This is a genomic window from Blastococcus sp. URHD0036, assembly GCF_000701365.1.
Lineage (GTDB): Bacteria > Actinomycetota > Actinomycetes > Mycobacteriales > Geodermatophilaceae > Trujillonella.
In genome coordinates this window covers 244,313-259,308 of record NZ_JNIK01000013.1, presented here as the reverse complement: position 1 = coordinate 259,308, position 14,996 = coordinate 244,313, and the positions used below count along the sequence as shown (strand labels likewise).

Here is a 14,996-nt window from a genome sequence, read left to right as displayed (position 1 = left end):
CGAGGCAGAAGGTCAAACGCTCAACCACTTGGAGATCCTCGTGACCAGCTCCACCACCGTCCAGATCCCCGGCTACGTCGCGGGCACCTGGGACATCGACGCCTCACACTCGACGGTCGGCTTCTCCGTCCGCCACATGATGGTCAGCAAGGTCCGCGGCTACTTCCGCGACTTCTCCGGCGAGATCACCACCGCCGAGGACCCGGCGCAGTCGACCGTGACCGCCCGCGTGAACATGGACTCGATCGACACCCGTCAGGAGCAGCGCGACGCGCACATCCGCTCCGCCGACTTCTTCGACGTGGGCAACCACACCGAGATGACCTTCCGCTCCACCGAGGTCCGCACCGACGGCGCCGACTGGACCGTCCTGGGCGACCTGACGATCAAGGGCATCACCAAGCCGGTCACCCTGGAGCTCGAGCTCAACGGCTTCGGCCCCGACGCCTACGGCGGCACCCGCGCCGGCTTCAGCGCCAAGACCGAGATCTCCCGCAAGGAGTACGGCGTGGACATCGACATGCCGATGGACGGCGGCGGCGTCGTCGTCGGCGACAAGATCACCGTCGAGCTCGAGATCGAGGCCGTGCTCCGCACCGCCTGATCCCCGCTTCGAGAGCCCCGGACGCCCCGTGCGCCCGGGGCTCTCGCGCGTCCGGAGGACACTGGCGTCCGTGACGACGTCGCTGCGTACCCGTGCCCGCACCCGCTTCCCCTCCGCCGTGCTCGTGGCCACCGGCCTGGCCGCCGGCTTCGGCATCGCCCAGGGCACCGGCGTGCGGGCGCTGGGAGGTGCGGTGTTCGCCGCCGGGGGGCTGGCGGCGGGGTGGCTGTGGGTCCAGCGCCGCGGCTGGGCCGTCGCGCTCGGCCTCGGGGGGCTCTACATCGGCGCGTTCGTGCTCGCCCACGTGCTGGCCATCGGCGCGGGATGGCCCGCCTGGCTCGCCGTCGGCCTGGTCACCCTCGCCGCGGCCGGGACCACCGCGGTCGTCGCCGACCGCCCCTGACCGTTCCCCCGCAGCGCCGTTGTCACCGTGCGGCGTGACAGCAGCGCTGGAGGTGACAGCGGACGGCGCCCGGGCGGCCGGGAGCGCGTGAGACTGGTCACCCGCAGCCGCTCGCGCGGGGGAGAAACCGGGACCGATCGGCCGGAGCGGGGTCCCGGAGCGCCTAGCATGGGAAGGTCGCCGGGCCGGCGGCTGTTACCTGTGGTGTCTGTGGTGCCCCGTGGCTGAGTTGCCCGGCAGGCGCCGACCCCCCTGATCTCCCTGAGGTGCCTCTCCGCATGCCCACTCGCGACGACCTGCGCAACGTGGCGATCATCGCCCACGTCGACCACGGCAAGACGACCCTGGTCGACGCCCTCCTCCGTCAGGCCGGCGCGCTCGGCCGGGCCAAGGGTGAGGGCACCGACAACGACTCCACGCAGGACCGCGTGATGGACTCGATGGACCTCGAGCGCGAGCGCGGCATCACCATCCTCGCGAAGAACACCGCGATCCACCTGGCCGACGAGAACGGCAACCCCGTCGTCGTCAACATCGTCGACACCCCCGGTCACGCCGACTTCGGTGGCGAGGTCGAGCGCGGCCTGTCGATGGTCGACGGCGTCTGCCTGCTCGTCGACGCCTCCGAGGGTCCCCTGCCGCAGACCCGCTTCGTGCTGCGCAAGGCGCTGGCCAAGGGGATGCCGGTCATCCTCGCGGTCAACAAGACCGACCGCGCCGACGCGCGCATCGCCGAGGTCGTCGACGAGTGCTACGAGCTGTTCATGGAGCTCATGGAGGACGCCGGCCTCGACGCCGACAACCTCGACTTCCCGATCGTCTACTGCAGCGGCCGGTCCGGGAAGGCGTCGCTGACCCGTCCCGAGAACGGCACGGAGCCCGACAGCACCGACCTCGCACCGCTGGTCAAGACGCTGCTCGACACCGTCCCGGCGCCGGTCTACGACGCCGAGGAGCCCCTGCGCGCGCAGGTCACCAACCTCGACGCCTCGCCGTTCCTCGGCCGGCTCGCGCTGCTGCGCATCCACTCCGGTGAGATGAAGCGCGGCCAGCAGGTGGCCTGGTGCAAGACCGACGGCACGATCAAGAACGTCAAGATCACCGAGCTGCTGGTCACCGAGGGCCTCACCCGCACCCCGGCCGACAGCGCCGGCCCCGGCGAGCTCGTGGCCATCGCCGGCATCGAGGACATCATGATCGGCGACACCCTCGCCGACCCGAACGACCCGCGGCCGCTGCCCCCGCTGACCGTCGACGAGCCGTCGATCTCGATCACCATCGGGATCAACACCTCGCCGCTGTCGGGCAAGTCGGGCAAGAAGCTCACCGCCCGCCTGGTGAAGAACCGCCTCGACCAGGAGCTGGTCGGCAACGTGTCGGTGCGCATGCTGCCCACCGACCGTCCCGACACCTGGGAGATGCAGGGCCGCGGCGAGCTGGCGCTGGCCATCCTCGTCGAGCAGCTGCGCCGCGAGGACTTCGAGCTCACCGTCGGGCGGCCCACGGTCGTCACCAAGGAGATCGACGGCAAGCTGCACGAGCCGGTCGAGCGGGTCACCATCGACACCCCGGGCGAGTACGTCGGCACGCTGACCCAGGCGCTGGCCACCCGTCGCGCGCGGCTGGAGAACCTGGTGCACCACGACACCGGCTGGGCGCGGATGGAGTACATCGTCCCGTCGCGTGGCCTGATCGGGTTCCGTACCGAGTTCCTCACCGAGACCCGCGGCACCGGCGTCCTCAACCACAACCTCGAGGGCTACGAGCCGTGGCTGGGCGACATGCGCGCCCGCCCCACCGGCTCGCTGGTCGCCGACCGCCAGGGCGTGGCGACGACGTACTCGATGTTCTCGCTGCAGGAGCGCGGCCAGCTCATGGTCCAGCCGGGCACCGAGGTCTACGAGGGCATGATCGTCGGTGAGAACTCCCGTCCGGACGACATGGACGTGAACATCACCAAGGAGAAGAAGCTCACCAACATGCGCAAGTCCACCTCCGAGGAGCTGGAGCGGCTGATCCCGCCGCGCGTGCTCAACCTGGAGCAGGCGCTGGAGTTCTGTGCCGAGGACGAGTGCGTCGAGGTCACCCCGGCCACGGTGCGCATCCGCAAGGTGGTGCTCGACCAGACCGAGCGCGGCAAGGCGAAGAACCGCAAGCCCAAGCCGGTGTGATCCGACCGCACGAAGGCCCCCTCCGCGCTCGCGGCGGGGGCCTTCGTCGTTCAGCGGGGGGCGGTGAGGATGCGCGGGCCGTCCTCGGTGACCGCGACCGTGTGCTCGACGTGCGCAGCGCGGCTGCCGTCGGCGCTGCGCAGGGTCCAGCCGTCGGCGTCCACCCGGTAGTCGTCGCTCCCGCCGGCCAGGAACCACGGCTCGATGGCGATGACCAGCCCCGCGCGCAGCCGCAGCCCGCGGCCGGGCCGGCCGTCGTTGGGCACGTGCGGCGCCTCGTGCATCGTGCGGCCGACGCCGTGCCCGCCCTGGTCGAGGTTGATCCCGCACCCGCCGGCCCGCCCGACGGCACCGATGGCGGCCGAGACGTCGCCGATGCGGTTGCCCACCGTGGCCGCGGCGATCCCCGCGGCCAGCGCCCGCTCGGTCGTGTCGACCAGCCGCAGGTCCTCGGGGCGGGGCGTGCCGATCGGGTAGGTCCGGGCCGCGTCACCCACCCAGCCGTCCAGCGTGGCCCCGGCGTCGACGCTCAGCAGGTCGCCGTCCTCCAGCTCCTCGGGGGTGGGGATGCCGTGCAGGGCGACGTCGTTGACCGAGAGGCACACCACCCCGGGGAACGGGGGAGTCGTGGCCGCCGGCGCGTAGCCGAGGAACGGCGAGGTCGCGCCGGCGTCGGCGAGGACGTCGCGCGCGACGGCGTCCAGCTGGGTCAGCCGCACGCCGGGGGCGGCGAGTGCCTGCACCGCCGCGTGCACGTCGGCGACCACCGCGCCCGCCGCCCGCATGGCGTCGATCTCCCCGGGTGTCCGCAGCTCGATCATCTCGTCCCTTCCGGTATTGGTATCCCGGTATTACTATCACGGCCATGGTGCGACCGCCGCTGAGCCCCGAGGACCGCGAGCGTGGTCGCCGGCTAGGGGCGCTGCTGCGGGCGGCGCGGGGTGACCGGCCGCCCGCGGAGGTCGCGGCGGCGTCCGGGGTGAGCCCCGAGGCGCTGCGGAAGATCGAGTCCGGACGGGTGCCGACGCCGGCGTTCTTCACCGTCGCGGCGCTCGCCCGCGCCCTCGACATCCCGCTCGATCGGCTGGTCGCCGACCTGGCCGAGCGGCCGGCCGGGAGCGCCCTCTCCGCCTGACCGGGGCGACCCGCGCGGAGCGCCGTGACCGTTTCGTGACGTGTCGTGATGACCGGCCGGGAGGGCTCGGCACGCCCGCCGGCAACGCGCGGGCCGGCGCCCGTCGCCGCACCTACGTTCGTCTCGGATCCCTGTGACCTCGGCAGGGGCGGACGACGGAAGGCTGGCTGGCGCTGATGAGGAACACCCGCACGGGACCGCTGTTCGAGGCCGAGGGGCACCGGGGTGGGATCGACGTCCGGGTGAGCATCCGCAGCGACGCCGGGGACGGCGACCAGGGCTTCGACGGCGCCTGGTTCCCGCGCAGCCGCGACCTCGCCGTCGAGGTGCCCGAGCTGATCGCGGCGCTGGACCGGCACGGGGTGCGGGTGGAGCGGTTCACCTACGCGCTCGACGCGTGGCTGCCGGCTCCGCGCAAGGTGGTCGTCGGTGGGCGCGTCGTGCGCACCGGGGGGTTCCGCAGCATGGAGCCCGGTGCCGTCTGCCTGACGTGGGCCGGGGGCAACAAGCGCGCCGACCTGCTCGTCGTCCCGCCGGAGACCGACGTCGTCACCGGCGCCCGCGCCCTGCGGCTGTGCACCCGGCGCGGCCTGCCCCGGTCGCCGCAGATGGTCATGGCGGCCGCGCGTGCCACCCCACTGCCCCAGGTGCCCGTCCTCCGCGCCGTCTGACGCAGCGGGTCAGGCCGCCGGCCGTGGGGCGGTGGCGGTGCCGGGGAGCTGCTCGGGCAGCTGGAACAGCCTGATGGCGTTGCCCCGCACGATCTTCTCGACGTCCTCGGCCGGCACGCCCCGGAAGATCCTCTTCGCGTAGGCCCGGCTGTCGGGCCAGGTGGAGTCCTGGTGGGGGTAGTCGGTCTCGAAGGTGATCTGGTCGACCCCGATCGCGTCCCGGACGGAGATGCCGAAGTCGTCCTCGAAGAAGCAGCCCCAGATGCGCCCCGGCACGTACGTGCTGGGGTAGTCGGTGATGCCCGGATCCCACTCGTCGCGGTAGTTGCGCTTGCGCCACAGCGTGTCCAGGCGCTCCAGCAGGAACGGCATCCAGCCGATCTGCCCCTCGGAGAACGCCAGCTTCAGGTCGGGGAACCGGGCGAGCACCCCGGAGAGCAGCCAGTCCGACATCGACAGCTGGGAGTTGATCGCGGTCAGCGAGATCTGCACGTGCGCCGGGGCGTCGTTCGAGGTGATCGGCACCTGTGACGAGGACCCGATGTGCATGTTGATGACCGTGCCTGTCTCGTCGCAGGCGCGGAAGAACGGATCCCAGTAGCGGTTGCGGTCGTGGATGCTCGGCAGGCCCAGGGCTGCGGGCAGCTCGCTGAAGGCGACCGCCCGGACGCCGCGCGCGGCGTTGCGGTGGACCTCGGCGGCGGCCAGGTCGGCGTCCCACAGCGGGATGAGACACAGTGGGATCAGGCGGCCACCGCTCTCACCGGCCCACTCCTCGACCATGAAGTCGTTGTAGGCCCGCACGCAGGCCAGTCCGAGGTCACGGTCGTGTCCCTCCAGGAACGTCTGCCCGCAGAACCGCGGGAACGTGGGAAAGCACAGCGAGCGCTCGACGTGGTTCAGCGTCATGTCCGCGATGCGGGCCTCACGGTCGTAGCAGCCGGGTCGCATCTCCGCGTAGCGGATGGGCCCCGGCACGATCTCGTCCGCGGTCCTGCCCACCGCGGCGTTGCCGATCAGCACGCCCGTGCGGAAGTCCTCGTAGACCCACCAGTCGGTGCGCGGACCGTCGAACCCGACGCGGAACGCGGTCCAGCCCGAGCGGAAGGCGCGCGGGTTGAGCGAATCGGGCACCATCTCGTAGGCGCCCTGGACGACCCGGGGGCCCGCGGCGCGGTGCTTCTCCGGCAGCCAGCGCTGCCACAGGTCCGGCGGTTCCACGATGTGGTCGTCGACGGAGATGATCGGCGGGATCTCGGTCATGCCGGCACCTCCTGCCCCAGGCCGGCCCGCAACTCGACCAGGCGGTCGAGAGCCCGGCCGACGGCCGCGGCGTCGACCGCCTCGCCGAGATGCCGGCCGCCCGACTCCGCCAGCATCTCCGGCAGCCGCCCGCGCAGGCGCTCGACCGTCCACGCGAAGGGGTCGCCGAACGCCACGGGGTCCATCTCGTGCACGACCTGGAACGGCTCGTGCGGGTGCACGTAGTGGTAGTGCGGCCCCTTGTCGAAGCAGTCGAACCGCAGGTACTCCAGCCCGTCGTCGGTGCCGAAGACGTGGACGCTCGCGCCACCGTCGTCCGGCTCGCCGCCCTCGTCGACGAGGTCGCGGACCGCGCCCGCGTCCGGCCGGTCGGCGTAGAAGCCCTGGATGATCGCAGGGTTGAGCTCGCGCATCTCCAGCCCGAAGGTCACCGGCCCGGCGGGGACCCGGACGGTGTTCTCCTCGACGGGGGCGATGGGCTGGATGTGGTGGGTCGTGCCCACGGCGTCCTCCTCGGTCCGGGATCGTGACGTCCGCAGCGTGTCGACGGTCACCGCCGCGCGTCAACATCTGCACTAGGTTTCATTTCATGACCAGATCGTCGGCGGCCGCCGAGGACGTCCGGCAGGGCAGCGGCACGACTCTGCAGTCGGTGCGGCGGGCGGCCAGGCTCCTGCTGGAGTCGGCCCGGGACGGGGGCATCTCGGCACGGGAGGCCGCCGAACGGCACGGCTTCTCCCTGCCGACGGGCTACCACCTGCTGAACTCCCTCGCCAGCGAGGGTCTGCTGGCCAAGGACCGGCACGGCCGGTACGTGCTCGGTCCGGCCGCCGGGGTGATCGCCGAGGCCGTGCACCGGGACGTGCGGGTGCCGGAGCGCTACACGGCCGCGCTGCGCGCGCTGGTGCGCGAGACCGGCGAGACGGCCTACCTCAGCGCGTGGGGGAGGGGGGAGCTCCGCATCCTCGCCGTCGAGGAGGGCTCGCACATGGTCCGCGTCACCGGGCTGGCCGTCGACTACGCCAGCAACCCGCACGCACGGACCAGTGCCCGGGTCCTGCTGGCCTGCGCCACCCCCGCCGTCCGGCAGGCGCACCTCGCCGACATGCGGCTGCGCCGGCTCACCCCCGCCACGATCACGAGCCGGGAGCGGCTCGAGCAGGACCTGGACCGCATCGCGGTCGAGGGGATCGCGATCGGCCGCGACGAGTACGTCGTCGGCCTCACCTGCGCCAGCGTCGCCGTGGTGGAGAACGGGGTGGCGACCGCCGCCCTGACCATCGCCGCCCCCACGGACCGGTTCCGGTCGACGGAGCCGGCCCTGACCGCTGCGCTGCGGGACGCCGGCACCCGGGCCGCGCACGGCAGCACGCCGGCCTGACCGGGAGGACGAGGATGAGCAACCGCTACGTGGTGGCGGTCGCTGGGACGGACGGGCACGTGACTGTTCGCCAAGGCGCGACGAAAAGCCTTCCCTCTCATCTTTGTGCGGATGGCGCTAGCGTCCGGGGGGTGGCGGGCGGAGAGGCATGACACAGGCGCCGTTGGAAGGGGTACGCGTCCTCGAGGTCACCACGGGCCAGGCCGGGCGGACGACGGGCATGCTGCTCGCCGACCTCGGCGCGGACGTCGTCCGGGTGGTGCCGCCCGGCTGGGCTCCCGCGCCGCCGGAGTCCCCGGCCGGCCCCGAGGACCTGTGCTGGGACCGCGGGAAGCGGTTCGTCACGGCAGGGGCCGGCGTCGTCGCGGACCTCGCCGGCCGGGCCGATCTGCTCGTCGACGACTCCGTCCCGGGCGCGCCCGGGACCGCGGATCCCGGAGCCGCACACCCGGGGCTGGTGCACCTGGCGATGCCGCCGCACGGCTCGGCGGGCCGCTGGCGGGACCTGCCGGCGGACCCGCTCCTCACCGGTGCCCTCGGCGGCTTCGCCGTCTTCCACCCCTCCACCGACCCCGGCACGCCGATCGCCTCCGTCGTCCCGCTGGTCGCCGCCGTGCACGGGGCGCTGGGTGCCGTGACCGCCACGGCCGGGGTCCTCGCGGCGCGCACCACCGGGCACGGGCGGGCGCTGGAAGTCACCGGCCTGCACGCCTCGGCCGCCTGCCTGGCCGTCATGGCGGTCGACGGACTCGACGTCGACCGGATCGTCTCCACCGGCGGGCGGCTGAACGCGGGGGCGAGCTTCCGCGTCTACCGCTGCGGCGACGGCCGGTCGCTGCACCTGTCGGCGCTCACCGTCGACTTCTTCCTGCCGGCGCTGACCGTGCTGGACCGGCTCGACGTGATGGTCCTGCCCGGCGTCGACGGCGAGTTCACCAACCTGCACCTGCCCGAGATCGGCGCGATGGTGGGCGTCGAGCTGGAGCGGACCTTCGCCACCCGCCCGCGCCAGGAGTGGCTGGACCTGCTCGCCGGGGCCGGGGTGCCGGCCGCGCCGGTGAGCGACCGCGCGGAGTGGCTCGGCGGCGAGGTGCTGGCCTCCGCCGCTCCGCCGGTGGCCCTCCGGCACCCGGTCGCCGGGTCCGTCGTCCAGCCCGGCGTGCCGGTGACGTTCGACGGCGCCCCCGGGGTGCGGCGGCTGCCCGGGCCCGACGCGCTGGTCGCGCCGGCGGACGTCTGGCCCGGGTCGCCCGCGCGACCGGAGCCGTCGGGCCCGCGACCGGACGCGCCGCTGGCGGGCCTCCGGGTGGTGGACCTGAGCACCTTCGTGGCCGGGCCGTTCGCCAGCACGCTGCTGGCGGACCTCGGCGCGAGCGTGGTGAAGGTCGAGCCGACCCGCGGTGACCCCTACCGCGTCTTCTCCGCCCCCTACGCCGCGGTCAACCACCGCAAGCTCGTGGCCGAGGTCGACCTGCGGCGCGCCGACGCCCGCGCGGAGCTGCTCGAGCTCCTCGCCGAGGCCGACGTCCTGGTGGACAACCTGCGGCCGGCGAAGGCGCGGGCCCTGGGCCTGGACGACGGCCTGCTCGCCGCCACCGCGCCGGCGCTGGTGCGCTGCTCGGTCTCGGCCTTCGGCCGGTCCGGCCCCTTCGCGGACCTGCCGGGCTTCGACCCGGTCATGCAGTCGCGGTCGGGGCTGGCCGTGGCGCAGGGCGGGGACGACGAGCCGGTGGTCATCACCGCGCCGACGATCGACATCGGCACCTCGTGCCTGGCCGCCCTCGGGGTGCTGGCCGGGCTCGTGGAGCGCACGCGGACGGGCGCGGGCGCCGCCGCCTCGGTGTCCCTGGCGGCGACGGCGTCGTTCCTCCAGGCCGCCGAGCTGACCACCTACGCCGGGCGTCCGGAGCCGCCCACGGGGGGCCGCGACTTCCGCGGTCCGTCCCCGTTCCGGCGCCACCACCGGGCCGCCGACGGCTGGCTGACGATCGCCGCCCGCACGCCCGGCGAGGAGGAGGCCGCGGCGGCGCTGGTGGGTGGCACGGAGCGGCTCGCGGAGACCCTCGCCGCGGAGCCGGTGGAGCACTGGCTCCGGGAGCTGGGGTGCCTGGGGGTCCCGGCCTGCCCGGTCACCCCGCACGCGGGCTTCCTCACCCAACCGCTCCTGGTCGAGAACGACATGACCCATGTCGTGCGCGATCCGCGGTTCGGCCGGTTCCGGCTCGTCCGCGGGTACTCCGGGCCGGTCGTCGCACTGCCCCACGACGCCGTCGCCGCGCACTGGCCGACCGCACGGGAGCGGCTGGCCGCGGTGGGGACCCTCGCCGAGCGCTGGTCCCGCGTGCCCGATCCGGCGAGCGGCTGATCAGTCCTGCGGCGCGCTCGGCCGGCCGGCGGTCAGGGGCCGGTCGGCCTCGGTCCCCACCGGAGGCTCGAGGAGCTCGGCCCGCTCGAGGGCGGTGGCCGCGGCGGCGACGGCGTCGGCGGACTCCAGCGCGCGGTCCTTGCGGTACTGCACGAACGACCACGCGACCGCGGCGGCCCAGATGACGACCAGGACGGCGTACACGGCGGCGGCGACGCCGTCGGACGCGTCCAGCCAGTCGCTGCGCAGCAGCGTGCGGCTGTTGGTGAGGATGATCATCCCGCCGACCAGCGAGCCGAGCAGCCGCGGCGGCACGTGGCGCACCAGCCAGGCCGCGATCGGGGCCGCGATCATGCCGCCGATCAGGAGTGCGGCCACCCAGGCGAAGTCGATCCCCTGCGAGCCGAGCGCGACGAGGAAGCCCAGACTCGCCGCGACCGCGACGAGGAACTCGGACGTGTCGATCGAGCCGATGACCTTGCGCGGCTCCATGCGGCCGCTGGCCAGGATCGCCGGGGTGCCGACCGGACCCCAGCCACCGCCGCCCGTGGCGTCGACGAAGCCGGCGACCAGACCGAGCGGCCCGAGGAAGCGCTTGCGCATCGGCTTGCCGAGGTTGCGCCGGTCGATGCCCCGCAGCGTGAACCGGATCAGCAGGTAGGCGCCCAGCGACAGCAGGATCAGCGACATCACGGGGGCCGCGACCGCGGTGGAGAGGTGGGACAGCACCGTGGCGCCGGCGAAGGCCCCGACGGCGCCGGGGACGCCGATCCTGGCAACGACCTTCCAGTCGACGTTGCCGAACTTCCAGTGCGCGACGCCGGAGATCAGCGTGGTGCCGATCTCGGCGAGGTGGATCGTCGCCGATGCCGCGGCCGGGTTGGTGCCGATGGCCAGCAGCAGCGTGGTCGACGTGACGCCGTAGGCCATGCCGAGGCTGCCGTCGACCAGCTGGGCGCCGAGGCCCGCGAGCGCGAGCAGGATCAGGGTCTTCACGAGGGCTGGACTCCGGTGTCACGGGGCCGCGGCGCGCGACGGAGCGCGCGGCAGCACGGGAGGAGCGGGCAGATCAGAGGAGGATCAGCAGCCCGGACAGCGGGAGGCGCACACGCGCAGCAGGTCGACGTGGATCCGCCCCACCAGGAGCACCGCCGTCGCCGCCATGGGACCAATGTCCATCAGATCGGTCGACATAGCCAGCCCGGCGTCCGCGGAGTGGGATCACCGCCGGAGGACGTCGTCGCGCACGGTCGCCCAGGCCAGCAGCCCGCCGACGGCGAACAGCCCGGCGCAGGCGAGCATCGCGACCCGGTAGGACGTGGCGAAGGTCACCGGGTCGGCGTAGTCGTCGCCGGACAGCCCGACGACCACGGGCAGCGCGGCGACCGCGAGCAGCTGGGCGGCGCGGGCGACGGCGTTGTTGACCCCGCTGGCCACGCCGGCCAGCTCGTCCGGTGCGGCGGCCAGCACGGTCGCGGTCAGCGGCGCGACGGTGAGCGCCATCCCGAGGCCCTGCAGCAGCGACCCGGGGAGCACGTCCACGACGTAGGGCTGCCCGCCGTCGACCGTGGCGAGCCACAGCGTCCCGGCGGCGACCACCAGCGGCCCCACGGTCATGGGCAGCCGCGGGCCGATCCGCGTCGCCAGCGCGCCCGCCCGCGAGGAGAGCAGGGTGATGACGGCGATCGAGGGCAGCATCGCCGCGCCTGCGGCGGTCGCGTCGTACCCCAGCACGGTCTGCAGCTGGAGCACGAGGAACAGCCACGTCCCGCCGAGGCCGCCGTACACGGCGAACGTCGTGAGGTTGGCCCCGGTGAACTGCCGGTCGCCGAACAGCCGGGGCGGCAGCATCGGCTCGGCCACGGACCGTTCGCGCCGCACGAACGCGACGCCGGCCAGCAGGCCGACGGCCGCCGCGGCCAGGACGTCGGCGCCCCCGGGCCGGTCGGCGGCGCCGATCAGGGCGTAGGTGACCCCGCCGAGCGCCACCGCCCCCAGCGCCGCGCCGGCCACGTCGAACCGACCGTGCGGGCCGCCGTCCCGGCTCTCGGGCACGTGCCGGCCGGCGAGGGCGAGCACGGCCACCGCGATCGGCACGTTGAGCAGGAAGACCAGCCGCCAGCTGGCCAGGTCGACCAGCAGCCCGCCCAGGAAGGGCCCGGCGAGCCCGGCCACGCCGGCCAGCGACGACCAGAGGCCGATCGCGCGGGCCCGGTCGGCGGGCCGGAACGAGGACTGGATGAGGGCCAGGCTGCCCGGGGTCAGCAGCGCGCCGCCGATGCCCTGCACCACTCGGGCGGCGACCAGCTGCCCGGGGGACTGGGCGAGCCCGCACAGCAGCGAGGCGGTGGCGAACCAGCCGACGCCGATCAGGAACACCCGCCGCCGGCCGTAGCGGTCGCCGAGCGCTCCGCCGAGGAGCACCAGTGCGGCCAGCGCCAGCGTGTAGCCGGTGACGGTCCACTGCAGTCCCGACAGGGAGGAGCCGAGGTCCGCCCCGATGGCCGGCAGGGCCACGTTGACCGCGCTGGTGTCCAGGAACGCCATCCCGGAGGCCAGCACGGTGGCCCCCAGCAGCCACCGGGAGCGGGCAGTGCCCAGCGCGACGGGAGCGACGTCCTCCGTCGCGGACACGGACGGGTCGCTCAGCCGACGACGGCGTGGGTGAGGAAGTACGCCACGGCGGCGACGGCACCGGCTGCCGGCAGCGTGACGACCCAGGCGATGACGATGTTGCCGGCCACGCCCCACCGCACGGCCGACAACCGCCGGGTCGCGCCCACGCCCATGATCGAGGTGGTGGTGATGTGCGTGGTCGACACCGGCACGGCGAAGACGGTCGCCGTGGTGATCATGACGCTGGAGGCGACCGTCTGGGCGGAGAAGCCCCCGGCCGGGGTGAGCTGGATGATGCGCCGGCCGAGGGTCCGCATGATGCGGAACCCGCCCGCGTAGGTGCCGGCGCTGATCGCCAGCGCGGCCGCGAAGACCACCCACAGCGGCACCTCGAAGGTGTCGATCTCACCGGCGGTGAACAGCGCGAGGGTGATGATGCCCATCGTCTTCTGGGCGTCCTGCATGCCGTGGCCGAGGGCCATCGTCCCGGAGCTGACGATCTGCGCGTAGCGGAAGCCGCGGTTGGCCTTGGAGACGTTGGTGCTCCGGAACGTCCAGAGGATCGCGAGCATGAAGAGGTAGCCCAGCCCGAACCCGACCAGCGGCGAGAGCACCATGGGGATGACGACCTTGTCGAGGATCCCCTGCCACTGCACGGAGTGGGACGCCGCCAGCGCCGCCCCGACGAGGCCGCCGATGAGCGCGTGCGACGAGGACGACGGCAGGCCGAAGTACCAGGTGATCAGGTTCCAGGTGATCGCCCCGATCAGCGCGGCGAACACCAGTTGCAGCCCGTCCGACCCCTGGGGGGCGTCGATGATCCCCTCGCCGACGGTCTTGGCCACCGAGGTGGAGATCAGCGCCCCGACGAGGTTCATCACCGCGGCGAGCGCGAGCGCGACCCGCGGGGTGAGTGCCTTGGTCGAGACGGCGACGGCGATGGCGTTCGCCGCGTCGTGGAAGCCGTTGGTGTAGTCGAACGCCAGCGCGACCAGCACGATCGCGATCAGCGCGAGGAAGGCCGCGTCCATCAGAGGGTGTCCATCACAGGGTGTCCATCGGGCCTACGACTCCTTGACGCTGATCGTCTCGACGACGTTCGCGACGTGCTCGAAGGCGTCGGCGGCCTCCTCGAGCTGGTCGGCCACCTCCTTGAGCTTGAGGATCTCCAGGGCGTCGAACTCGCCGCTGTAGAGGCGCGACAGCAGCCGCCGGTAGAGCTTGTCGGCCTCGTTCTCGATCCGGTTGACCTCGATCCAGTACTCGGAGAGGTCCTTCAGGGTGCGCAGCCGGGGCATGGCCTCGGCGGTCGTCTGGGCGGCCCGCTGCAGCAGCGCCGTCTGCTGGTGCATCTCGGCCGGCAGCGTGCCGAGGCCGGTGAGGACCACCAGGTCCGCGGCCGCCTCGACGAAGTCCATGACGTCGTCCAGGTCGCTGGCCAGGTTGTAGATGTCCTCGCGGTCGAACGGCGTCACGAAGCTCGAGTTGAGCTGGCGGAAGATCGCGTGGGTCGACTGGTCGCCGACGTGCTCGAGCTCGCGCAGCTTGGCGGCGAGCTCGTCGCGTCGGGCGTGGTCGTGGATGAACTCGCTCAGGACGTCGGTGGCGGCCACCAGGTTCTCCGCCGAGGCGGTGAACAGCGGGTAGAAGCTCGAGTCCTTGGGCGTGAGGCTGAAGGGCACGCGTCGCTCCGGTCGGCAGTGGGTTCCCGGACGCCCGATCCGGGAGCGGACCGGGCGCAGGGCCGTCGCGCAGCATAGGTGCCCAGTTCTCCCGGTGTTCACCACACCGTCACCCGTGCGCCGCGTCGTCCTCCCGAGCGGTGAGGGCTGTGACGAGGTCGTCACGCGCGCGGGCGACACGGGAGCGGATCGTGCCGACCGGGCAGCCGGCCACCTCGGCCGCCTCGGCGTAGGGCAGTCCGAGCAGCTGGGTGAGGACGAAGGCCTCCCGCCGCTCGGCGGTCAGCCGGGACAGCAGGTCGGCGACGACGACGCTCTCGCCGACCCGGTCCGCGGTGTCGGCGTCCGGACCCTCGACGGCCCGCAGGACCGCGTCGTCGGAGACCACGGTGAGCCGCCGGCGGCGACGCGACCGCAGGGCGTCGGCGCAGACCCGGCGGGCGATCGCCAGCAGCCAGGTGCGCAGCGTGGAGCGGCCCTCGAACCGGTGCAGAGACCCGAACGCCCGCAGGTAGGTCTCCTGGGTGAGGTCGTCGGCGCTCGCGCGGTCGACCAGGGCCGCGCACAGCCGCCACACGTCGGACTGGGTGGCGCGCACCAGCGCCGCCGCCGCGAGGGCGTCGCCCTCGACCGCCGCGGTCGCGTACCGCTCCAGCTCGTCCATGCCCGCTTCCCGCTCGTCGGCCGGCCCCGCTGTCAGCCAGG

General features: G+C 73.6%; 15 protein-coding genes. 7 read left to right on the top strand and 8 right to left on the bottom strand.

The features are described 5' to 3' along the window. The first annotated feature begins 40 nt into the window (after positions 1-40). The 3 genes from N555_RS0110980 to typA all read left to right on the top strand — a co-directional run bounded on the left by N555_RS0110980 (position 41) and on the right by typA (position 3,178). Positions 41-604: a YceI family protein gene (locus N555_RS0110980; protein WP_029431534.1), complete on the top strand. Its 564-nt coding sequence runs from the start codon at positions 41-43 to the stop codon at positions 602-604. A gap of 70 nt (positions 605-674) precedes the next feature. Continuing rightward, positions 675-1,007, top strand: coding sequence for a hypothetical protein (locus N555_RS0110975; protein ID WP_051683950.1), 333 nt, complete (start codon positions 675-677; stop codon positions 1,005-1,007). Positions 1,008-1,285: 278 nt separating this feature from the next. Next, positions 1,286-3,178: a translational GTPase TypA gene (gene typA, locus N555_RS0110970; protein WP_029431532.1), complete on the top strand. Its 1,893-nt coding sequence runs from the start codon at positions 1,286-1,288 to the stop codon at positions 3,176-3,178. 50 nt (positions 3,179-3,228) lie between these two features. On the opposite strand, the gene map is transcribed toward typA, so the two are convergent. Next, entirely contained in the window at positions 3,229-3,999 is a 771-nt protein-coding gene (gene map / locus N555_RS0110965; protein ID WP_029431531.1) for a type I methionyl aminopeptidase, read from the bottom strand. 44 nt (positions 4,000-4,043) lie between these two features. Here map and N555_RS0110960 point away from each other — a divergent pair, with 44 nt between their 5' ends. After that, complete coding sequence (locus N555_RS0110960) at positions 4,044-4,313, top strand: helix-turn-helix domain-containing protein (RefSeq protein WP_029431530.1); 270 nt, start codon at positions 4,044-4,046, stop codon at positions 4,311-4,313. A gap of 176 nt (positions 4,314-4,489) precedes the next feature. After that, a complete protein-coding gene (locus N555_RS0110955; RefSeq protein ID WP_029431529.1) occupies positions 4,490-4,984 on the top strand; it encodes a DUF5994 family protein in 495 nt (164 codons plus the stop codon). A gap of 9 nt (positions 4,985-4,993) precedes the next feature. Here the strand turns inward: N555_RS0110955 and N555_RS0110950 are convergent, their stop codons facing one another. Together N555_RS0110950 and N555_RS0110945 are read right to left on the bottom strand one after the other, a co-directional pair. Then, positions 4,994-6,247 (bottom strand): amidohydrolase family protein, encoded by a 1,254-nt coding sequence (locus tag N555_RS0110950; RefSeq protein WP_051683949.1) that lies wholly within the window; start codon positions 6,245-6,247, stop codon positions 4,994-4,996. Next, positions 6,244-6,750: a DUF7700 domain-containing protein gene (locus N555_RS0110945; protein WP_156036317.1), complete on the bottom strand. Its 507-nt coding sequence runs from the start codon at positions 6,748-6,750 to the stop codon at positions 6,244-6,246. Before N555_RS0110945 ends, N555_RS0110950 begins: the two co-directional genes overlap by 4 nt. 86 nt (positions 6,751-6,836) lie before the next feature. Between N555_RS0110945 and N555_RS0110940 the strand changes: the two genes are divergently transcribed. Then, positions 6,837-7,628, top strand: coding sequence for an IclR family transcriptional regulator (locus N555_RS0110940; RefSeq protein WP_051683947.1), 792 nt, complete (start codon positions 6,837-6,839; stop codon positions 7,626-7,628). A gap of 148 nt (positions 7,629-7,776) precedes the next feature. Further along, a complete protein-coding gene (locus N555_RS0110935; RefSeq protein ID WP_081866134.1) occupies positions 7,777-9,993 on the top strand; it encodes a CoA transferase in 2,217 nt (738 codons plus the stop codon). On the opposite strand, the gene N555_RS0110930 is transcribed toward N555_RS0110935, so the two are convergent. The 5 genes from N555_RS0110930 to N555_RS0110905 form a co-directional block, all read right to left on the bottom strand. Further along, complete coding sequence (locus N555_RS0110930; protein WP_029431524.1) at positions 9,994-10,989, bottom strand: sulfite exporter TauE/SafE family protein; 996 nt, start codon at positions 10,987-10,989, stop codon at positions 9,994-9,996. A gap of 225 nt (positions 10,990-11,214) precedes the next feature. After that, the gene (locus N555_RS0110920; RefSeq protein WP_034509780.1) at positions 11,215-12,627 is read right to left on the bottom strand and encodes an MFS transporter; all 1,413 of its coding nucleotides are present in this window, start codon (positions 12,625-12,627) and stop codon (positions 11,215-11,217) included. A gap of 11 nt (positions 12,628-12,638) precedes the next feature. Next, entirely contained in the window at positions 12,639-13,640 is a 1,002-nt protein-coding gene (locus N555_RS0110915) for an inorganic phosphate transporter (protein ID WP_029431522.1), read from the bottom strand. A gap of 33 nt (positions 13,641-13,673) precedes the next feature. Next, positions 13,674-14,291, bottom strand: coding sequence for a DUF47 domain-containing protein (locus tag N555_RS0110910; protein WP_029431521.1), 618 nt, complete (start codon positions 14,289-14,291; stop codon positions 13,674-13,676). A 109-nt stretch (positions 14,292-14,400) separates the two neighbouring features. Continuing rightward, complete coding sequence (locus tag N555_RS0110905; RefSeq protein WP_034509777.1) at positions 14,401-14,955, bottom strand: sigma-70 family RNA polymerase sigma factor; 555 nt, start codon at positions 14,953-14,955, stop codon at positions 14,401-14,403. Positions 14,956-14,996: the final 41 nt, after the last annotated feature.